The 20730-nt window shown below is 59.8% G+C and carries 16 protein-coding genes; 7 read left to right on the top strand and 9 right to left on the bottom strand.

The window, feature by feature from the left end; genetic code table 11:
- The first annotated feature begins 154 nt into the window (after positions 1-154).
- Both EH240_RS05900 and EH240_RS05895 read left to right on the top strand, forming a co-directional pair.
- On the top strand, positions 155-748 hold the full coding sequence (locus tag EH240_RS05900; RefSeq protein ID WP_425374773.1) for a transposase: 594 nt from the start codon (positions 155-157) through the stop codon (positions 746-748).
- A gap of 128 nt (positions 749-876) precedes the next feature.
- Positions 877-1128, top strand: a complete 252-nt coding sequence (locus tag EH240_RS05895; RefSeq protein WP_124996477.1) for a hypothetical protein — start codon at positions 877-879, stop codon at positions 1126-1128.
- Positions 1129-1173: 45 nt separating this feature from the next.
- Here the strand turns inward: EH240_RS05895 and EH240_RS39615 are convergent, their stop codons facing one another.
- The 6 genes from EH240_RS39615 to EH240_RS05870 all read right to left on the bottom strand — a co-directional run bounded on the left by EH240_RS39615 (position 1174) and on the right by EH240_RS05870 (position 8088).
- The gene (locus EH240_RS39615) at positions 1174-1308 is read right to left on the bottom strand and encodes a hypothetical protein (RefSeq protein WP_281035103.1); all 135 of its coding nucleotides are present in this window, start codon (positions 1306-1308) and stop codon (positions 1174-1176) included.
- A 220-nt stretch (positions 1309-1528) separates the two neighbouring features.
- Positions 1529-2782 carry an O-antigen ligase family protein gene (locus tag EH240_RS05890; RefSeq protein WP_124996476.1) on the bottom strand — a complete coding sequence of 418 codons (1254 nt, stop codon included), beginning with the start codon at positions 2780-2782 and terminating at the stop codon, positions 1529-1531.
- 118 nt (positions 2783-2900) lie between these two features.
- Complete coding sequence (gene asnB, locus EH240_RS05885; protein ID WP_124996475.1) at positions 2901-4871, bottom strand: asparagine synthase (glutamine-hydrolyzing); 1971 nt, start codon at positions 4869-4871, stop codon at positions 2901-2903.
- A 51-nt stretch (positions 4872-4922) separates the two neighbouring features.
- Positions 4923-5747, bottom strand: a complete 825-nt coding sequence (locus tag EH240_RS05880; RefSeq protein WP_206075227.1) for a class I SAM-dependent methyltransferase — start codon at positions 5745-5747, stop codon at positions 4923-4925.
- Positions 5748-5755: 8 nt separating this feature from the next.
- Positions 5756-6772 (bottom strand): NAD-dependent epimerase, encoded by a 1017-nt coding sequence (locus EH240_RS05875; RefSeq protein ID WP_148101145.1) that lies wholly within the window; start codon positions 6770-6772, stop codon positions 5756-5758.
- Positions 6773-6807: 35 nt separating this feature from the next.
- Positions 6808-8088 carry a nucleotide sugar dehydrogenase gene (locus EH240_RS05870; protein WP_124996473.1) on the bottom strand — a complete coding sequence of 427 codons (1281 nt, stop codon included), beginning with the start codon at positions 8086-8088 and terminating at the stop codon, positions 6808-6810.
- Positions 8089-8253: 165 nt separating this feature from the next.
- Between EH240_RS05870 and EH240_RS05865 the strand changes: the two genes are divergently transcribed.
- Both EH240_RS05865 and EH240_RS05860 read left to right on the top strand, forming a co-directional pair.
- Positions 8254-9468, top strand: coding sequence for a glycosyltransferase family 4 protein (locus EH240_RS05865; protein WP_206075226.1), 1215 nt, complete (start codon positions 8254-8256; stop codon positions 9466-9468).
- On the top strand, positions 9465-10319 hold the full coding sequence (locus tag EH240_RS05860; protein WP_124996472.1) for a class I SAM-dependent methyltransferase: 855 nt from the start codon (positions 9465-9467) through the stop codon (positions 10317-10319). Before EH240_RS05865 ends, EH240_RS05860 begins: the two co-directional genes overlap by 4 nt.
- A 29-nt stretch (positions 10320-10348) precedes the next feature.
- Here EH240_RS05860 and EH240_RS05855 read toward each other — a convergent pair whose 3' ends face one another.
- A complete protein-coding gene (locus EH240_RS05855) occupies positions 10349-12157 on the bottom strand; it encodes an ABC transporter ATP-binding protein (RefSeq protein ID WP_245435845.1) in 1809 nt (602 codons plus the stop codon).
- A gap of 139 nt (positions 12158-12296) precedes the next feature.
- Here EH240_RS05855 and EH240_RS05850 point away from each other — a divergent pair, with 139 nt between their 5' ends.
- The 3 genes from EH240_RS05850 (at position 12297) to EH240_RS05840 (ending at position 16607) form a co-directional block, all read left to right on the top strand.
- Positions 12297-13196, top strand: a complete 900-nt coding sequence (locus EH240_RS05850; protein ID WP_124996471.1) for a hypothetical protein — start codon at positions 12297-12299, stop codon at positions 13194-13196.
- A gap of 141 nt (positions 13197-13337) precedes the next feature.
- Entirely contained in the window at positions 13338-14597 is a 1260-nt protein-coding gene (locus EH240_RS05845; RefSeq protein WP_167483938.1) for a glycosyltransferase, read from the top strand.
- Positions 14598-16607, top strand: coding sequence for an O-antigen ligase family protein (locus EH240_RS05840; protein ID WP_124996469.1), 2010 nt, complete (start codon positions 14598-14600; stop codon positions 16605-16607).
- Here the strand turns inward: EH240_RS05840 and EH240_RS05835 are convergent.
- On the bottom strand, positions 16537-18582 hold the full coding sequence (locus EH240_RS05835; protein WP_167483937.1) for an acyltransferase family protein: 2046 nt from the start codon (positions 18580-18582) through the stop codon (positions 16537-16539). The two genes, EH240_RS05840 and EH240_RS05835, sit on opposite strands and share 71 nt — an antisense overlap.
- The gene (locus EH240_RS05830) at positions 18545-20641 is read right to left on the bottom strand and encodes an acyltransferase family protein (RefSeq protein ID WP_124996467.1); all 2097 of its coding nucleotides are present in this window, start codon (positions 20639-20641) and stop codon (positions 18545-18547) included. Before EH240_RS05830 ends, EH240_RS05835 begins: the two co-directional genes overlap by 38 nt.
- Positions 20642-20730 lie beyond the last annotated feature (89 nt).

Below are 20730 nucleotides of genomic sequence, written 5' to 3'. Positions count from 1 at the left end.
TTTTAGATACGGGAAAGTTACACGATGTCCTTCGCGGTTTCAAGCTATATGAAACTATCGCGTATCTGAAATACGCGATAGTTTCATATAGCGGTATGCCAAGCGCCTTGCGCACCGGGTTAGCCTGCCTGCGATCTCCCTGGAGACGGTGCACGTGCGCGCCGCGATGTCGGCGCAGCGCAACGAAACCGACAAGGCCGATGGGCATTGCTCATCTGATGCGCATGGGCTGAATTCGCCAAGCCTACATCAAGTCAGAGAGCTGCTACCGGACACGGCTTCTGCTGACGCACCGGCGCAATCTGAAGGCCAAGTTCCTCGACTTGGAGAACGCCATCCGGCACTCATTGAAGTCGTTCGGCATCCGCTTGGGCAAGGTTGGCGCGGGGCGTTCGAGCAGGCGGTGCGCACGGCTGTGGTGGATGATCCACTGTCGGCCGAACTGATGGACGCCATGCTGTCGGCACGCGCGTTGTGGAGGCAGTATTGCCGGCTGCACGATCTCGTCGTGAAGACCGTCGGTCGCAGCGAACCATGCCGTCGCTTTATGGCTATTCCCGGCGTCGGCCCGGTGACGGCGCTTTCGTTCATGACGGCGATCGACGACCCCACGCGCTTCCGCCGCTCGCGCGACGTTGCGGCCTACTTCGGGCTGACGTCGGGACCTCGATCGACGTTCAGGGCCGCATCTCGAAGGCTGGCGACGCGAACGTGCGGCGCGCGCTCTACGAGGCGGCGTCCGGTTTGATGACGCGCTTCAAGGGCAGGGACAAGGTCAAGAGCTAACAGCGGGTCCGGGCCAGTTATTGAACGCGATTTCGAAGGCCGAACAGTCAGCTTTTTGGGAATCATGCAGCTTGCACAGAAGAATCTTACATGGAGGACGGCGTTCGGCTCTTGGAACTGGCCCGCAACGCCAGTCATTTGTTTGATCAGCAGGCTCCTGGCGAGAAGAAACGGATTCTGAATCTGGTGCTATCGAACTTCGAATGGCATCAGGGCGAAGTTCGTGCAGCCTTCCGGCAACCTTTTGATTTACTTATAGAAACAGCGACGACTGCAGCGGCGCAGGAAGCTAGGGGAACCAAGTTACCCGCAGGGCATCCAGTTTGGCTGGGGTTCCTGTGACGTTGCCCCCAAGTTTTATCCAATCCTGTCTGAATCATTTTTGACTCAGAGTTTCATATCGCTTCCAAACTGCTGCAAGCAAATTTCCAGCAGCTCGATGGCCCGATCGATCTCGCCAAGCGGCGAATAGGTGCAGGCGGCATTGTAGCGACAGAGGTTATCGTCCGGATCGATAGCCAAAGCACGCGCCACTCATCGAATGGATCTACGGATTGCCCCGGGAGGTACGTGACAATGTCGACGTGATGCCGTTTGTAGTTGACCATCCCCATATAAGAGTTTCGGGCGCCGGCAGGCGTACGAAAGTCCCCGAGGAAGGAAATCGCGACCAGCTTCAGCGTCCGCTGAAAGCGGACATTTGACCGTTACATCAGGTACTTTCGTTGGCACCTCAATCAGTTCAGCGGATCGGTGAAATCGTTCGTCCGCAAGCCAGGTATGTTCCCGAAATCAGAAACACCATCAGCGTCGAATCGAGAATGTCATGGCCGACAAGGATGCCGGCCAGGCCGCCAACAAGGTATGTTATGACGGTGATGACAATCATCGTTGCCCCAAACCGCTCCAACGGATCGGTGCTGAAGCGAAGAACCCTTGTCGCATTCCATATCGCGACGACGAAGATCGAAGCCAATGCAAGCGCGCCCACAAGTCCAGCCTGCACCAACGCTGTCAGAAAGCCGTTGTGAAAGTGGTTGAACCCTTGGCTCAACCCAAAGCGGTCCTTGAACCCCTGCGTTGAAAGCGTCCGGCTGGCGGACATGCCGTGGCCGAAAAATGGCGCTAGGCGAAAGGCATCGAGTCCGACTTCCCAAAGCCCAACCCGCAACCCGAGCGGAGTGGAATGATCCCCTTTGGTGGTGAGGGCATTCCAGTCATCGAACAGGACATGCGTGCGATCCACGAGGATTGGAAACGTTATTGCTGCCGTCAGCAGGCCGGAAGCACCAGCTATTACCAGCAGCCGCCTAATATTCGATCGCGTGAACCTCTCACGATTGACCGCAAGGACGGCAACAGCGGCGATCAGCAAGGCCAGCCAAACCATACGCGAGCCCGAATAGACCGTCGCTACGACGCCTGCGAGCGCGGCGGCGGTAAGTGGCTTCCAGGCTTTCTCTACTCCCGACAGCGCGCCTGCAAGGCACATCAACACTGCGAGGCAGGTGACCGTCGCAAACACGATCGGATTTCCAGCGCCTCCTTCGGCCCGCAGCATCCCGATCCAGTGATATTGGACAACGGCCAGCGCCAGCGCTCCGACGCATGCCGCCGCGCTGGCCAGCACGGCAAGCCGTGCCAGAGTCGCCTTGTCGGTTATGCTCCAGGTCGAATAGGAGATCGGGAACAACAGCAAGGTGATCAGCGGCAGGAAATGCGCAACGTCAGCCCGCAGCGTACCGTTAACGATCGACGCCAGGACCTGGGCCGCACAATAGGCATAGATCGCGATGGCCGTGGTAAGCATCGGCCGGCCGATATTCAAGCGGCGGCGCCCGGCGGCCAGCAGCACCAAAGACCAGAGCGCGCCGCCATGAAATACGAAGCTCACTACCGACCCGAGCACCGGTGGCGAAAAGAAGCAAGCGATCGAGAAGTACCGGTTGACCTGTTCGGCGGTCAGGTGGCGCCGGAGCGATGTCAACGGGTTCAATGCCTTTGCTTCCAGGTTGCATGCAGGTTCCTCGAACGATCCACCGTCCCTGGCTCTTTGCCCGAGTCGGTATAGCTGTTCGCCTGGGCATCTGAAAGTGCGTAACCGTTTCGCCTGTTCAAGCCGCGACCGCCGCTGATGCGCCCTGCGTTGCTTCCCGCCAGGATTGGAACATCAGCACGTCCCAAAGCAGATACTGATTGTTGCGGTGTCCGGAGAGGTGTTCGGACCAGGCGCGCCGGATTGCGTCCGGCCGGAAGAACCCGTCTTCGCGCAGCCGGCGCTCGTCGAGCAGCGCCTCCGCCCAATCGCGCAGCGCACCGCGCAACCAGGCGTCGATGGGCACGCCAAAGCCCATCTTTGGGCGTTCGACAAGCGCTTTCGGAACATGTCTGTAAAGCAGCTGCCGGAGCGGCCATTTCGTCTGGTCGCCGGCACGTAGAATGGAAAGCGGCAGAGAGAGCGCGAAGCTTACGAGGCGATGGTCGAGCAACGGCACGCGGGTCTCGAGGCTTACGGCCATCGCCGCGCGATCGACCTTTACCAGGATGTCGTCTGGCAGATAGCTCATCATATCGATGTACATCATCCGCTCGACATTTCCCTTTAGCGCCGGAAGCGCTTCCAGTCCCGTCAGCATAGTGGGCGGCTCGACCGCATCCAGGATGATCTCGGGCGGCTCCCAATGCGAGCAGAGGCGACGGTAGACGTCGCTCACGGTCCGCAGCGAAAGGACGGACGCGGCCTTGTGGATCTTATCGCCAACGCGTTCGCGGCGCAGGCGCTGCGGCAGGAGCGGCATGATCCCGCCCGCGACATTGTTGTAGAGACCTGGCGAAGGCAGGGTCGCCAGGCTGGCCGATGCACGGCGCAAGCCGATCGGGACGCGAGAAAGCTTGTTCCAGAAAGCGTCGGCGAGGGCGTAGCGCGTGTAACCAGAGAACAGCTCGTCTCCGCCGTCCCCCGACAGCGCCACGGTGACGCTGCCACGCGCCAATTTGGAGACGAGGAAAGTCGGGATTTGCGATGAGTCGGAGAACGGCTCGCAATAGATACCGGGCAGTTGCGGCACGACATTGAGCGCGTCGCGCTCGCTGAGATAGAGTTCGGTATGGTCGGTGCCGAGGTGGCGTGCCAGCTTTTCGGCATGGTCCGCCTCGTTGTAGCCCGCTTCGTCAAAGCCGATCGTGAACGTGCGCACCGGTCGCGGGCTGATCGACTGCATGACAGCCACGATCGCGGAAGAATCGATGCCGCCCGAAAGGAAGGCGCCGAGCGGCACGTCGGCGACCATCTGCCCTTCGAGCGCGCGGCGAAGATGACGCTCGACCTCATCGACCGCCTCTTCGGGGCTTCCTTGAAAAGGCTCGCGCTGGCCTTGCTCGGCGATTTCGCTGGCGTTCCAATAGCGCTCGACGTGCGGCTCGCGCATGGGATCGGAAAGGACAAGAAAGTGGCCGGGCCTTAATTTCCGGATGCCTTGATAGATGCTGTACGGTGCGGGGATATAATTGTGGCGCATCAGCAATGCCAACGCATTGCGGTCGATGTCCGGGCGCCAGTCCGGCAGCGGGTGAAACGCCTTCAGCTCCGAGGCAAAAGCGTAGGCCTTGCCGATCCGGCCGTAATATAATGGCTTTTCCCCCAGGCGATCGCGTCCAAGAACGAGTGTTCTCTCGCGCCGGTCCCACAAGCCGAAGGCAAACATGCCGACGGCCAGTTCAAGCGCCTTTTTGATTCCAAGCGCCTCGATCGCGGCCAGAAACACTTCGGTGTCGGAATGTCCCCGCCAGGCATGAGCGCCGAATTCCCGATCGAGATGCGCCCGCACGTCGCCGTGATTGTAGATCTCTCCGTTGAAGACGATGACGTAGCGACCACTGTGCGACATCATCGGCTGCGCGCCTGCCGATGACAGGTCGATGATTGCCAGCCGGCGTTGACTGAGAGCGATACCGGCCTCGGCGTCGGTCCAGACGCCGTCACCATCCGGTCCGCGATGCCGGATCGTATCCGCCATGCGACGCACTGTGAAGCCGCCGCTGCTCGTCGCGGCCGCTCCACCCACAATGCCGACAATACCGCACATAAGGCGTTACTGCTCCATAATGGCCTGGACCATATGATAGCCCGGCTGCTGTTAATCCATTCGCTCGAAACACCATTCACCACAGCCGGTGCCGAAAAGGCCGATTCCAGGCTTTACGTTGAAGCGCTGCCTCGTGTGAAACCCAAGATTTTCGACGGCCATCTCAAGCGCCTTGGCCGAGGTGGATTGATAGGGGAAGCCACCGAGCCAGTCATCGACGTCCGCCAGGAACTCCATGCCTCGGCGCGTGCGATAGTTCCTTACAAAAGAGATCGGGTCCCGGTGGCGCAGCATCCTTGCCAACATGTAGGCCGAGATAAACAGCGCCTTCACCGGAGGCCGCAGCCACCGATGAGAGGAGTAGAGCCTCTTTTCGATCGCCCATAATCCGCAGAGCGGTGTCTTCAGGTAGATGGCGATGCCAAATCGTCCCCCCTTGCCAACGAGGCGGGCCGCGTTTCCAACCGCTGTCCACATGTCTCCGGTATGGTGGAGGACGCCCCACGAATAGACGACGTCGAAGGTCTCGGTCGGAAGCGACGCCTTGTCGAGAATATCGGCCCGCCCAACGCTCCACTCGGCTTGCGGCGCGAACCGGGACAGCACGGCCCTGGTCGTTTCGACGCAGTCCGCGTCATAATCGAGCGCCCGTACCTGCGCTGCCCCCAGCCGAAGCGCGGCCGCCGAATGCAGGCCCGATCCGCAGCCGATATCGAGAAAAGTCTTGCCCTTCAGATGGCCCACCAGGCGGCGAAGATCTTCGCAAGCCCGGTCGAGATGTTCGTCCTCGAAGCGCGCGGCGAGCTCGGACCAGTTGCGGCCGAAATCATAGCGTGCGTTCAACGGATCTCCACCCGTCCTCTGCGAAAGGCCCAAGCTTTGGATCATACCCGATAGAATTCCCGATACCATTCCACGAAGCGCGGAACCCCGATCTCGATCGGAATCTTCGGCTTGAAGCCGGTCGCCTCCTGGAGCGAACTGACATCGGCGAAAGTAGCTGGAACATCGCCCGGCTGGATCGGCATCAGGTTGCGGTTTGCCTTGCGTCCGAGCGCGTCTTCCAGCACTTCGATCAACCGGTTCAACTGAACGGGCGAATTGCCGCCGACGTTGTGGATCCTGAACGGCGCGCTGCTGGTCGCTGGATCCGGTGCAGCACTTGTCCAATCCGGATTAGCTGTAGCGGGATGCCTCATGACGCGGGCAATGCCCTCGACGATGTCATCGATATAGGTGAAATCCCGCTGCATGTTGCCATGGTTGAAGACGTCGATCGGCTCGCCGGCGAGGATGGCCTTGGCGAAGATGAACAGCGCCATGTCGGGACGTCCCCAGGGGCCATAGACGGTGAAGAAGCGCAATCCCGTCGTCGGTAGCGCAAACAGATGGCTGTAGGTGTGCGCCATCAGCTCATTTGCCTTTTTGCTTGCGGCATAAAGGCTGAGTGGATGGTCGGCCGGATCGTGCACGCAAAACGGCATACGGGTGCTGCCGCCATAGATCGAGCTCGACGATGCATAGACCAGATGGCCGACCGAGGCGTGCCGGCATCCTTCCAGGATGTTGAGGAAGCCGTTGAGATTGCTTTCGGCGTAGGCGTGCGGATTGGTCAGTGAATAACGCACGCCCGCCTGCGCCGCGAGATTAACGACGGTCTCCGGTGCAGCTGAATGAAACAGTGCAGAAATGCGGTCGCGGTCAGTGAGATCGACATGCTCGAAACGAAAGTTCGGAGATGCTTTCAAACGCGAGAGCCGCGCCTGCTTCAGCGTGACGTCGTAATATTCGTTCATAGAATCGAGTCCGATAACCTGCCGGCCTTCGGCAAGCAGCCTTTGGCACAGATGAAACCCTATGAACCCGGCCGCGCCGGTAATCAGAACAGGCCTGCTTGATATCACGGCGTATCCTAGCGTTGGTTTCAGGCCGAACCTTACAGGCTCCAATATCTTATCTTGTCAGGTATTTCATTCGGCTTGATGGCAGATTTGATGTCGAACAATGTCCCACCCGGCCTGATCATCTGAAAAAGACGCGCTCTCTCGCCGGCGAGATAATGCTTGTGAGGCACCGCCAGAACAAGCGCCTGCAAATCGCCTATCTCCTCGAGCGGCAGGATCGTTTCGCCATGATCGCGTCGAGCGGCTTCGGCATCGGCAAGAGGGTCATGGACTTTGGGGACAATGCCGAACTGCCTTAGTTCCTTGATCATGTCGAAGACGCGGCTGTTGCGCAAATCCGGCACGTCCTCTTTGAAGGTTAGGCCGAGAATGCCGACGGAAGCCCCTTTGACGGCAATGTCCGAGCGGATCAGCTGCTTGACGACCTGTTGGGCAACGAAGGCCCCCATGCCGTCATTGATGCGGCGACCGGCGAGGATGATCTGCGGGTGGTAGCCTTCAGCCTCCGCCTTGGCGGTCAGATAATACGGATCGACGCTGATGCAGTGGCCACCCACGAAACCTGGCTTGAAGGGAAGAAAATTCCATTTCGTCGACGCGGCATCAAGCACATCCTGCGTTCTGATATCAAGCCGCTCGAAGATCATCGCCAATTCATTCATCAGCGCGATGTTCAGATCGCGCTGGGTATTTTCGATGACCTTCGCCGCCTCCGCCACCTTGATCGACGGAGCGCGGTAAACCCCGGCATCGATGATACGGCCGTAGACGCTTGCCACGCGCTCCAGCGTTTCGGGGTTTTCGCCGGAGACGACTTTGACGATCCGTCGCAGCGAGTGTTCGCGATCGCCGGGGTTCGCTCTTTCAGGCGAATACCCGATCGCGAAGTCGTGAGGATGCCGCAGACCGGAAATCCGCTCGATGATCGGCCCGCAGAAATCTTCGGTCACGCCTGGATAGACCGTCGATTCAAAGACGACGACCGCGCCTTTGCACACCGCTTCGCCGACCAGTTCGGATGCCAGCTTCAGAGGACCAAGATCGGGAGCGCGGTTGATGTCGATAGGCGTTGGCACGGCGACGATGAAGAAAGTCGCGCCTTTCAGCATCTCCCGGTCGGTCGTGAGTAGGATCGAGGATTCCTTGAGCGCCGCCGCGTCAACCTCTCCCGTTCGGTCGACGCCGCCGCGCAGCTCGTTGATTCGACGTTCGCTGATGTCAAAAGCGATCGTGTCGGGAAAGAACTTCCCAAACGCTACGGCTACCGGCAGGCCGACATATCCTAGGCCGATAACAGCAATGCGTTCGGGCATCCGCGGATTTCCTCGAGCCAATTATTCAGTCGAGGCGCTTGTATGGCAGGCTGTGGGCCAATTCAACGACGTGTCGGCGCGCGGAGGAAAGTCTCCACTTAAAAAATGGTCCGCGACCAAATCTCGTGATGCCATCTACTCCTGCAGATCGATGTTGTGGATAACATGCGGCAGGATTGGGTTTCGAACGTCAAAAACCTACAAGAGGCCAATGGCCTGAAGCAATCGGCCCAAGAAATTGAACGCATGAAACGCATCGTCATTATCGTGAGCGAACCAAAGTCCCTTGCAACCACACGAGGGCATCTTCTGCTCGCTCTGCGCGCTGCCGGATACGAAGTCCATGCCCTCGCGCCGTTCGACGTCATGACAGTTCAGTGGCTGACCGAAAACGGCATCCGGTTTCATTCATTGCCGATGGAGCGAGCCGCTATTGCGCCTATCGGCGACACGCTTTTGGCCTTTCGTCTTCACAAAGAGCTGCGAGAACTCAAACCGCAGGTCGTGCTGAACTGCGCGATCAAGCCGATCGTCTATGGCATACCCGCGGCGCTGATTGCGGGTGTGCCGCGCCGGCACGCGCTTATCACCGGGCTGGGTTACGCGTTCACGGACCGGCACAAGTCGCTCGGCTGGAGGATGGTCAACGCGGTGGCCAGGCTTCTTTACGCCGCGAGCTTGCGCGTTGCCACGACGGTCACCTTCCAGAACGACGACGACCGGGACGACTTCCGTCGCCTTGGACTGCTTGGGCGCACACCGGCCAACGTCGTCAACGGTTCAGGAGTCGATCTCGATCGATTCAAAGTGGCGCCGCTACCGGACAAACCTCGATTTCTTATGATCGCGCGGCTGCTGCGCGACAAGGGCCTGGCAGAATATCTGGGTGCGGCGAGGCTGGTCAAGGCGGCTCGGCCGGAGGCTCGTTTCGACCTGGTCGGCGACAAGGATCCAAATCCTGCGGGATTTCCGGTATCGGAGGTCGAGGCGGCCGTCGCGGACGAAACCATCCATTACCACGGGCCTGTCGACGACGTGCGTCGGGTGATCGCCAGTGCGCGTGTCTTCGTGCTTCCGTCCTATCGCGAGGGGACGTCACGCTCGGTCCTGGAGGCGATGGCTATGGGGCGCCCGGTGATCACGACGGATGCGCCGGGTTGCCGTGCGCCGATCGTACCCGGGGTGAACGGCCTGCTGGTGCCGGTCGGCGCCACAGCGCCCCTGGCGGAAGCCATGATCCGCCTGATCGACAACCCAGAGGAAGCCAAATACATGGCGAAGAACAGTCGATCGATCGCCGAGGAGCGCTACGATATTCAGAAGGTTACCGCACACATGATGGAAATCATCGAAGCCGAGCACCGAGCCGCCCCAGAATGACATTTGCAGGAAATCCATCGTCGAACCGATACGAATTCGGAGCCAATTGGGCGTCGTTCGTCGACAATCACTACTCGGCTGAACGCCGCCGCATGGCCGCCGACAAGCTTCTGTCCTTCCTGGGCAAAAAGAGCTTAGAAGGGATGGACTTTCTCGATATCGGCAGCGGCAGCGGGCTGCATTCGCTTGCCGCCTTCGACGCAAAAGCGGATCGGATCCATTCCTTCGACTTTGATCCGCTTTCGGTCAGTACAACCGGAAAGCTGCGCCAATTGGCGGGCGACCCGTCGAACTGGGCCGTGGAACAAGGCGACGTTCTCGACGCCGACTACCTGGAGACGCTAGGCACCTGGAATCTTGTCTACTCGTGGGGCGTGCTCCACCACACCGGCGCCATGTGGCAAGCGGTCGAAAATGCGGCGCGCAGAGTGGCGCCCGGCGGTCTGTTCTTCATCGCTCTTTATTCGTCGAATGTTGTCAAGCCGTCCGCGGAATTCTGGCTGGACGTGAAGCGTCGATACAATGCCGCCGGCCCCAGCCAAAGGCGGTGGATGGAATATTGGTATATCTGGCGCTTCGGGCTTGGCCGAAATCCGCTTAGACTGCCCCTGCTCATCAAACAGATCTACGACAAGAAAAAAGGTCGCGGGATGAGCTACATGACCGACATCCGCGACTGGCTGGGCGGCTGGCCAATGGATTTCGCTGACGACCAGGCTGTGGTCGATTTCCTAAAGGAACGATTCGATTTCGAGCTCGTCAGAATATCCACGGGTGAAGCGTGCACGGAATTTCTCTTCCAAGGGCCGAGCAGCCCGCCCCAGCCGGAACTAGTGAACGTCCAAACGTGAGCGGGCGACACGCACCGAACTGACGCGCTTTAAGCGATCTGACCGCCGGTTCTCGTCCAGATATGCGGCCGGCCGCTTTCGAGGGTTACGATCTCGTCACAATTTTCGACGGTCGTGAGGCGATGAGCGATGAGCAGCACCGTCAGGTCGACCGGCAGTTCTTCGATCGCCTCCATGACCGCTGTCTCGGTTTCCATGTCCAGCGCGCTCGTCGCTTCGTCGAAGACGAGCACGCTCGCCTGTTTGTACAATGCCCGAGCGATGCCGATCCGCTGGCGCTGGCCACCTGACAGACGCACGCCGCGCTCGCCAACCCGAGTCTCATATCCCTGCGGCAGGCTTTCAATGAAGTCAGCGAGGGCAGCCTGTTGCGCCGCGTTGCGCACGCGCTCATGGTCGATCGTGGCCGGGTCGATACCGAAGGCAATATTGTCGGCGATAGAGGCGTCGGCCAGGAAGATGCTTTGCGGCACATGCGCGACCTGTCTCTGCCAGGCGCGCCGCGTGGTGCCGTCCAGCCTCTGCCCGTCGATCTCGATCGCACCGCTGGTCGGCTCGAGCAGGCCTATTATCAGATCGACCGTCGTGCTCTTGCCGCTGCCTGTCTTGCCGATGAACCCGACTCTGCTCCCCTTCGAGATCGCAAGATTGAACCGCTCAAGTATCAGCGGCTGATCAGGAGCGTAACTGAAAGAAACATCCTTGAGCACGATTGCTCGATCGAATGGGAGCCGCTTGGCCGGAGGCTGGTTCCATTCCGGGCCAACTGGTGCCTCGAGCGCCTGAAGCACGACTTCGGCGCCGGCAAGATTGCTTAGGATGAGCGCCCAGTTGCCGTATACAAGCTGCATGGACGGAAGCAGACGCTGCGCTCCAAGAACGAATGTTCCCAGCATCGGAAGCACCTGTCCGGCATTGTTGGACCGGGTGATCAGGAAATAGGCGAGCGCCGCAATGATCACCATGCCCGCGGATTCGATCGCGAAACGCGGAGCGCCCGCCGCGAGCGCGTTCGTCGCATTGGCCCGTTGAAGGCGGCTGTCGAGTTCACTGTATCGCGAGAGAAAATAAGGTTGGGTGTCGTTGATGATGACATCCCGGATACCGCCCAGGCCCTCTTGAACCGACCGGATGCCCTCGGCCTGTGCGCTGGCGATGATTCGGGCGTTCCTCTTGAGGTGCTTGCGGATGACAAGCGACATGGCAATGTAGACCGCGCCAAACCCGGCGAAGATAACGAAGGTGATGAAGGAACTCAGGGCAAAAAGAGCGGCGACGATGAAGATGCCGATGATTATGCCGCTGATTGACTGCAGCAGCGGCAGCATTACGCCCGCGGTAATCGCCTGGACCTGACGAAGCGCGGCCAATACCGAGCTGGAGTTACGCGAAACGTGGTAGCTATAGGGCTGGTGGAGCACCCGGTCGTAGACCTTCACCCCCACTTCATGTCCCAGTGAGAAAACGTAGGAATTCGTGGCCCATGTGAGGGCGATGCGCACGGCTCCAGCTATGATTGCGACCACCGAAAACAGGACCATCAGACCGAGAAGGCTGTCGGAAGACCCGGTCAGTTGAAAGCCTGCAAGTTGGCGCGCCAGGAACGAATGACCGCCGATCGCCTCGGGATTGGCGATGCGAGCAAGAAACGGCAACAAGGCTCCAAGCGTCGCGGCTTCGGCGAGCGCGCCAAACATCATCAGCACAAGCAGGCCGAAAAACTGCCTCTGCCGACGCTTCGACACCTGCCGCCACAGGCGTCGCAGTGTGCCGAGGGTGCTGCCCGAGTTTCGCTTTCCGCTCAATACCAAATCGATGTCCGAATTCAGAGCGCCCAATGCACATGTTCGACGCATCGCGACAAGTCACAACCGACGCAGATTGACAATTTTATCACAGAAGCCCGAAGGTGGTCCGGCCACATTTCCGCGCGATGGACGAAGGGCCATGTCTGTCGCGAAGTGATATGCTTCAATCATGAATGATGCCATCAAGATTCGGGATCAAAGGCCGCGGCTGAGTTTATATCCGGCATCGCTGCGTTCGCTCGGCCTGTTCTTGGCGGGCGTCGGAACAGCCTTCCTGCTTTTCGTCTCAGCCTATCCTCTCGGATTGGTCAGGGCTTACCCGGCACCGCCTGCTGCGGCGACCGAGGGGCCGCTTGGGTTCGAGCAGAGCGTTGGAGATGTCGACGACCTCTATCGCGGTCCAGGTGAGCCCATGCAGGTGTATCTCGATCGCCTGACCAAGGCCGTTGCGGGCGGAGTGGTGCACTATTGGACGGAAGGTGACAGCTGGACAGCGGCGGATACGCGCTACACGAGGATCAGTGTTTTCGACAATTACCTGCTCTGGATGCTCAGCTTCCAGCCGGAATATCAGGATAACCTGCAAAACTATGAATTTGTGACGCCCCGCAAGGCACTTCATCGCGGCTACGGGTTCTGTTCCCAGGTTTCAAAAATTGTCTATTCCATCCTTGCTGATCAAGGCATCGACGCGAAGATCTACAGTGTGCCCGAGCACACCGTCGTCGAGTCGAACGCAAATGTTCTCGATTCCGACTACGGCGTTTTCGTTCCGCACTCTCTTGTCGAGATAGAAAAAGCCCCTTCGATCGTTGATTCCTACTACGCGCAATTTGGATCGATGTTGCCTCTGCTGAAGAAGGCGTATGGCCAGTCTTGGCAGCAGCTTGGCACCGCGGAAGACTTCAACAATGTGCGCGCCTACGAGGCGAAGTTCGAGCGCTTGAAATGGGCTCCGCCCCTCATGCTTCTGGCAATCGGTGTGTTGCTCGCCGCGGCAGGCAGGCTCCTTCAGCGTCGCGAACTGGCAAGGCTTATGCCGCAACAGGTTCCCGGGGTGACTAGCTAACTAATTATTGCTCGCTCGTGGCCCTTCGTGGAATCCCTTTGCCCGGTAAACACTTCTGCTTGCAGTTGGCCGGCGCCATGTGGCAAGCGGGGCCAACGAGGGACGGCGGCGGGACGGATGACGCTGCGAGAAGAACTTTTGATGACCGATGCTGAAAGCCAACAGCGCGCGGCAGAGCCTGCGACCGCACGCGCAAGAAGGCCTCGTCGCAGCCTGCTTTTTGTTATCGGTACGCTTGATCTCGGCGGGACGGAAAGCCAGCTTGTGCTGCTTGCCAAGGAATTGAAAAAGCGAGGCTGGACGGTCGAAGTCTTCGCGCTGTCGAGCGGCGGCGTTCTGGCAGAGACTCTCAATCGTGCCGGAATCCGGGTATTGTATGGACTTCATCGGCCGAATCCTTCACCCGAGCCGGCATTTGCCAAGATGGACTCCAAACCGAGCTCTACCCCGAGAACGCGACCAAGTGTGAAGGCGATGCTCGTTCTCGGCGCCGCGGTTGCTTCGCTTATCGTGCGCATCGCCTGGACCCGGCCGCGCGTGGTTCATGCCTTCCTACCTTTGACCAACTTCCTGGGCGCGCTGGCGGGACGGTTCGCGCTGGCGCCGCTCGTCGTCACTTCGCGGCGCGGTCTCGGCAACCATCAGGAGCGATGGCCACGGCTGAAGCTTATGGATCGGATCGCCAACCGGCTTTCGCATGTGGTGGTCGCGAACTCCCATGCGGTCGCGGCCGATATGGCCGCTCGCGACAGCTATGACATCAACCGCGTTCGCGTGATTCCAAATGGTCTCGATATGAGCCGCTTCGACGATATCGGTCATCGCCGGGACGACACTCGGCGCCGCCTCGGTCTTGATTCTGACGACATCGGCATCGTCATAGTCGCCAATCTAATTCCATATAAGGGACACAGCGATCTCATCGAGGCATTCGCTCGCGCAAGCCAAAATCGGCCGAACCTGAGATTGTTCATAGCAGGACAGGATCGGGGCATCGGACCGGCCCTGACCGAGCAGGCCCAGCGGCTCGGCGTTGGAGCGAAAGTGCGGCTGTTGGGAATGCAGAATGACGTCCCGGGCCTGCTCGCCGGCATGGATGTCGGCGTGATCGCCTCCCACGAAGAAGGCTTTTGCAACGCTTTGATGGAAAAGCTCACGGCAGGTCTTCCCGTCGTCGCCACCAATGTCGGTGGAAACCCGGAAGCTGTCTCTGGCCTGCCGTGTTGTGTATTGGTGCAGCCTCGTGACCCCGCCGATCTGGCGCGTGGGCTTATAGCCGTCCTCGACCGATTGCCGGAGCAGACAGGCGACCGGGAATTTCGGCAACGGGCAATGCGGTCGCTCTATTCGACAGCGGCCATGGTCGACGCTTATGAACGCCTCTATCTCGCGGACAATTGAATGAGCGGGATCACCCCTTCGGAACGCTGGGCGAATTCGCCGCGTTCGGCACTGACGAATATTACCGCCTGGCTCTGCGCGTTTACGGTGGTCATCTATCAGTCCTGGTTCATGCCATACTTTCTGCCGTTCTTTACAGGGCGGGACGAGTTCGCGAGGTTAGTTTTTCATACGCTGTATGGCGGCGTCCTGATTGTCGCGATCGCCGTCCTTGTGGCGCGCCGGGACGTGCTTAGTGCTATTCTCCCGCTTGCGATCGCCGCCATCATGGCAGTCGCCCCGGTCGCGCTTCACACGGTCGGGATCGTCGCTGAGTGCTATCTAATTACGCTTTTTCTCGCTGGCTCAGCGATTGTCTTCATGCTCGCCTCCATGCCTGCGACGGTGTTGCGCATATCGGCATCGGTCACGGCACTCAGCGCGGTGGCGTGCTTCCTCGATCTTTTGTTCGCCAACGGCTTCACCAATACCCCTGGACGAGCTGCCGGCCTGGCGATCAACCCGAATGTAGCGGCGGCCGGCCTTCTGCTTGGGGCTGCGGCAAGCTACCGCGCCGTCTCGCAAAAATGGCGTGCAAGCTTCCTGGTCCTGGTAGGCGCAGCACTTCTTGCCACGCTTTCCCGCTCGACCCTCCTTGCTGCCTTCGGCGCCGTGGCCGTGCCCGTTGCCGTTCGCATTTGGCAGCAATTTCGCAGTGGCCGTCGTTTTGACATCGATATCAGCGGCTGGGGTCGAGCGGTCATCGCCGCATTTGCACTGTTGATTGCCATCGGCATCGCGCTGACTACAAATGCTTATTTCCGCGTGGCCATCGGCGAATCCTTCGCTGGTGTATTATCGGTTAGCAAGGCACTCGATGAGGCAACGGAAGCTGTCGACACATCTCAAGAGCGATCCGCACCTGCCGCCGAAGCCCCGGTTGCGCCGTCGCCCGATTGGAGTTCGGCAAATCAACCGGCTCCACCTGGGGCAAGTTCGTCCGCGCGTATTGACCACCAGCCTGCACAACCTGCGATCAGTTCAGCCGCTCCTCCCCAGGCCGACAAGCCTGTGGACGCCGTCGCCCTATCTCCGCCCTCGTCCGCGGCCAATGTTGCCAAGATGCAAGCGTTCGGCGAGCGTCTGACCGACGAGGGCAAGAGAAATTCGATTTCGGCCAGAGCACTCTTTCTCGAGCGCGGCCTGCTCGCCTATCAAGAAGGTGGCTTCTTTGGTCGCGGCCTTGAAGAGGCGCAAGCCTTGGCTCCCCACAATACCTTCCTTCTCTTCGCAATCGCTTTTGGCCACCTCGGCTGGTTGATCCCGATCGGCCTCGTCGGCTTCGCTTTCTGCTTCGCCCGCGACGCTGGCGATCTCGCGATTGGTGTAGCGCTTATAGGGGTGATGCTGACGTCCCACGACATCTTGCTCACGCCCTCTCTCTTCCTTCCAGTCGCCCTGGCAATTGGCGGCATGCTTGCCGAGCGCAGAGCGTCCGCTCGAAAGTCGTCGCCGGCAGGGAGTGGGCAGCCTTGGAGCTTTGTTTGCGGAGCAGCTGCAGGCTTCGCGGCATTTGCCGCCGGCTGCGTTGCGATACTGCTCGTCACACCGCCGCTGGCAAGCGGGCGACTCCAGAACGAGACCATGTTCACCGCGAGAGGCGGATACGAGACGCGCCTTCCACCGTCACAATTTCCGGGCCTTTTCCAGTTTGACAGCATTCCCGGCGCGTCTTCGTCGCAAGCATTCCATCTGCGCGAGGACAAGACACCGCTCCAGCGGGTCGACTGGTCCCCGCATGCATGGCCCGCCGTCCGTCCGGGCGAGTATACATTCCGTCGGCGAGACGCGGTGCTGTTTGCGGCCACGGATTCGAGCGATCCTCGTAAAAATGGGCGAACCTACGAGGTCGCCGTTCCGCTCTCGGTCAGCGCGCTCTGCTTCACTCTTCTGGGCATAGTCATTGCGTGGTCGGTTGCCACAATGGCTGCCGTGACGCGACGGACAAATCCTTCTGAAGCCTCTCGATGATCTTCGGAACGACAAGCCGCGCTCCGAAGATCGACAGATGGTGATCGTCGACATAGAGACTATGTCCCGCCGCGTCCGTGGCATGACACTCCCTCGGCGAACAAATGGTATCGACGGGATCTACCAGGTCGAAGCCACGATGCACTGTTGCGAAGGCATGAAACGAGCCTTCGAAATCCACATGCTCTACCCGTGAGGGGACCGGGCATGGCAAGGAGAAATAAGCCGGTCTTATGCTGCAAATCAGGTTGGTACTCGGAGCGTGCCCAATAAGAATGACCGGACCGCGAAAGCCGGCATAGAGTTTCGCGATATCCCCGAGCATCGTCGGAAACAGCGTCGCCACATCAGAAATGTCGACAGGCGCGCCATCGACCTTCCGTTCAAGAAGATTGCGATATCCAGGCCAGCGCTGCCCCTGGACGATGGCCACAATGCCACCAGCCTTCAACCAACGCGCGGCCTGGTCTGTTGCGTTCCGGCAATGCTGCGTGACCGCACCGTTGGTTCGGGTCTGAAGCTCCGCCCCGAAATAGCAATTGCCGGCTTCTGCCAGCAGGAAATGGAAATCCTGCCCACCGAGTTCGTTGAGGGCGCGTGTGTAATGTTCGACATGCGAATCCCCGACCACCAGGACCCTGTTCGGGCTTTGGAGATTTCCGAACTCACAGAAATCCTGACAACCCAACGAACCCGTGATCGCCTTCAAGGCCGCACTGTCGGCCAGTTCGGTTCCCGCTGCTACGGACTGAAGACGCCAGGGCATTCCGTCCGACATCGCGTAGTTGACCACGGAGAATGAGACCAGGCCCGCCAAGGCAAGCCCGGCAGGTGCGACGAAGCCACGGCCTGCACGACAAGGCTGCTCGACGAAATGAAACATCAAGGTAGCGAGGACGAGAGACAGCAGCCCGACGAAAATAGCTTCTGCCGACGACGGTGTTCGAAGCAGGCCATAGTTGCAAAACACCATCAGCGGCCAGTGGACGAGGTAGAGTGAGTAGCTGATGCGTCCGAGATACACGGCCGGAACGTTGCGCAGGATAAGTCCCGCCCATCGCGAACGATCCGAATGCAGCACCATCGCGGCGCCGATGGTAGGGAGAAGGACATTCCAAGCGGGAGCGCCCGAACCGCTATCGAGGAAGAAGACGGCGCTGCCAATAAGGACTAGCCCAAGCAGGACGAGCAACTCGTGAAGAATGACGGGCCGTGGCTTCGGAAGCCACACCAGCGCCGCGCCGCAAGCGAACTCGAACACGCGAAAAGGCGTGTTGTAAAAGACGGTCGCACGCCCGTCGGCGATCCATTCGGCCGCATGCGTCCATGAAAACAGCCAAAACGATCCGTCCTGGAACGCGAGAATAAGGCAGAAGCTCAAAGCAGCGGCCGCCAGAATCGGCCACGCCATCCGCCTTGGGTACCGGCCAAGCAAAACTGAAAGCAGCAACGGCCAGACGAGATAGAACTGCCACTCCACGCTCAGGGACCAGGTATGTAGGAGTGGCTTAATTCGCGCGGCGAGATCGAAGTAACCCGACTCGCGCCAGAACAGGATGTTCGAAACGCCGAAAGCCGCGGCCACCAGGGATTGCGCGAAGCTCTCCAGATGCCGAGGCGCAAGCAAAAGAAAAGCGGCGACGCATGAAAGCGCCAGTGTGGCGAACAAGGCCGGCAGGAGGCGGCGAGCCCGACGCGACCAGAACCGCGCAAGACTGAAACGCTCCGCCTTGATATCGGCGGCCACAATGCGCGTAATCAGAAAACCGCTGATCACGAAAAACACATCGACGCCGACAAAGCCGCCGGAAAAACCCGAAACTCCCAAATGGAAACAGAGCACCGCGAGAACGGCGACTGCTCTAAGTCCGTCTATGTCAGCGCGATAACCGTCCGGTCCGGCAGTTGCTACGGACGAAGGGGATCCGGCTTGCCCTTTAATGGGCAACGCGACACCGTTGTTCCGCCAGGCCAAGCCGGTCACTGTCGGGATGTGGCTTGGCCATTTGGCTTCCCGCCAAATCGCTTCTGGTGGCCGCTTGGGCTTGCTCGGCGTCCGCGGCCGACACCCGGGCTTGCCCTTGGCTTGCATCAAGAGCCGCGTAAAGGCCCATCATTCGCGCGATCGCGTCGTCGGTCTCCGGCCTTAGATTTCTGCGGAGGTGCGACCCGTCGCGGTAAATGAACTCACCGTTGACGTAGGTGGCGCAATGTCCGCCCGGACACATGCCTTTGAGCGGATTCACAAAGAACACCGAATTATCCTCTGCGAGCGATCCGAGCGCGGTCACCATTGGCGACCATATCTGCAGGATCCGCTCGCTATCCATCTCGGTCGAGCAATGTCTTATCATGCCGCTTTCGCGCATCACCGCGCATGAAGTCAAATCGAGGCCTGGCCCCGGCACCTGTCCAATGATTCCAATGCGTCGGTTCGGGGTGCTGATTTCTTTGACGAGACTACGCAGGCCATCGCGCAGCAGCACTAATTTATCGGCTTGCCGCCCGTCATCGGAAGTGACGTCGGTGTTGAGGAGGGCGGTCCAAGCCGACGACAGCGCCACGAGGTCGATATCCTTCCGCTGCCCTAGCATAGTGACCGCCACCTCCCGAGACGATGCGCAGGTTTCCCGGTAGTTGGGCAGTCCCGGGAAGGAGCGATGGACATCCTCGCCGAAGGCGGCCGGGCAGCCACGATAGAGAAAGAAGGCCGTGTTTTCTCTTTTGCCTACGGCATCAAAGAGAGGGGCGAGATGCTCTGCGTGGCTGTCGCCCCACAACATGGCGTGGTGTGCCGCTCTGTCCCAGGGCGCGCCGAACGCGCAAAAAGTGCCACCCAGTTCAGCAATGCTGACCGTTCGCGGACATGGCCAATCCCACATCATATCGAGACTGCGCATTGCCTCGACTTCTTTCGAAATCCTGTTGGTGAAGCCGCCGGCTTCGAAGATCGCGTTGCCGCTCAGGCAAACCAACAGCGCGGCGGTCGCACCGGCGATCAGTGCTCTGGGTGGAGGCGCCCGCCAACGGCGCGCAGGTTCCTCGACGAACCGCCAGGATAGATACGCTGCCAGCCAGGCCGTCGCAATCAGAACCGACGATTCGACCGCCGTCGGCATCGCGGTACCTGCGTAGTGACGAAAGAAGACCAGGATCGGCCAATGCCAAAGATAAAGGCTGTAGGAAATCTTGCCCGTCGATCGCAAAACTGCGCTCGCAAGCAAAGCCGAGACCATTGACTGCGAACGCGGCCAGATGAGCAGGACAGCGCCGGTCACCGGGACGAGCGCGCTGAGGCCCGGAAAGGGTTGGCTCGGCGACAGCCACACGGCGCTGCCGGCGACTAGGCAAATGCCAATCAGCCCGAACGCTTCGGAAGTCCCGCGGCGGCTGATCGGCGGCACGAAGACGAGCAAACCGCCCAAGGCCAACTCCCAAGCCCGGCTGAAGGGAACATAGAATGCTTGCTTCGCATCGATTGCCACCAGATGGAGGGCAATCGAGAAGCTGGCTAGTGCGACGGTGCAGATCAGCGCGGCGATCGGCAGTCGGCGGCCCCGTGCCAGTCTTGTCGCGGACACAAGCAGTATCGGCCACGCGAGATAGAACTGCTCCTCGACGCCCAGCGACCAGAGATGAAGAAGAGGTAGAAGTGTCGCGTCGCGGTCGAAGTAGCCGGTATTCCAGAGGAAGTAGTAGTTTCCCAACCCGAGAGCAGAATATGCTGCACTCCGTCCCAAACCGGCATAGTCCCCGGGCAGCAGCAGATACCACCCCGCCATCAGCGAGAAACAAATCATCACCAGCATTGCAGGCAGTATTCGCCGGATTCGTCTGCCATAGAATTCAGGCAGTGAAAGTCCGCCTTCTTCGGCAATCAAAAGGCGTGTGATCAAATAACCTGAGATGACAAAGAAAATATCGACGCCGATGAATCCGCCCGGGAAACCGGGTACGCCGAAATGGAAAAGGATCACGATGGCCACGGCCATCGCTCGCAATCCGTCGATGTCTGGCCGATAGTCGAGCTTCAAAACTCCTCCCGAACTAACTCCCTTGTGTCATAGCCTGCTTGCATCCCATGAGTCGACGCAGAGACGTAGTGTAAAAGTCGCCACTGCGA

The organism is Mesorhizobium tamadayense, from assembly GCF_003863365.1.
Taxonomy (GTDB): domain Bacteria; phylum Pseudomonadota; class Alphaproteobacteria; order Rhizobiales; family Rhizobiaceae; genus Mesorhizobium; species Mesorhizobium tamadayense.
The sequence above is the reverse complement of the archived record's forward strand: the minus strand, read 5'-3'. Positions and strand labels throughout refer to the sequence as shown.

Excerpts from the sequence above, each read along its gene's own strand:
- EH240_RS05895 (WP_124996477.1), top strand. The coding sequence starts at position 877 with ATGGAGGACGGCGTTCGGCTCTTGGAACTGGCCCGCAACGCCAGTCAT.
- asnB (WP_124996475.1), bottom strand. The coding sequence starts at position 4,871 with ATGTGCGGTATTGTCGGCATTGTGGGTGGAGCGGCCGCGACGAGCAGC.
- EH240_RS05870 (WP_124996473.1), bottom strand. The coding sequence starts at position 8,088 with ATGCCCGAACGCATTGCTGTTATCGGCCTAGGATATGTCGGCCTGCCG.
- EH240_RS05865 (WP_206075226.1), top strand. The coding sequence starts at position 8,254 with ATGCGGCAGGATTGGGTTTCGAACGTCAAAAACCTACAAGAGGCCAAT.
- EH240_RS05860 (WP_124996472.1), top strand. The coding sequence starts at position 9,465 with ATGACATTTGCAGGAAATCCATCGTCGAACCGATACGAATTCGGAGCC.
- EH240_RS05850 (WP_124996471.1), top strand. The coding sequence starts at position 12,297 with ATGAATGATGCCATCAAGATTCGGGATCAAAGGCCGCGGCTGAGTTTA.
- EH240_RS05845 (WP_167483938.1), top strand. The coding sequence starts at position 13,338 with ATGACCGATGCTGAAAGCCAACAGCGCGCGGCAGAGCCTGCGACCGCA.
- EH240_RS05840 (WP_124996469.1), top strand. The coding sequence starts at position 14,598 with ATGAGCGGGATCACCCCTTCGGAACGCTGGGCGAATTCGCCGCGTTCG.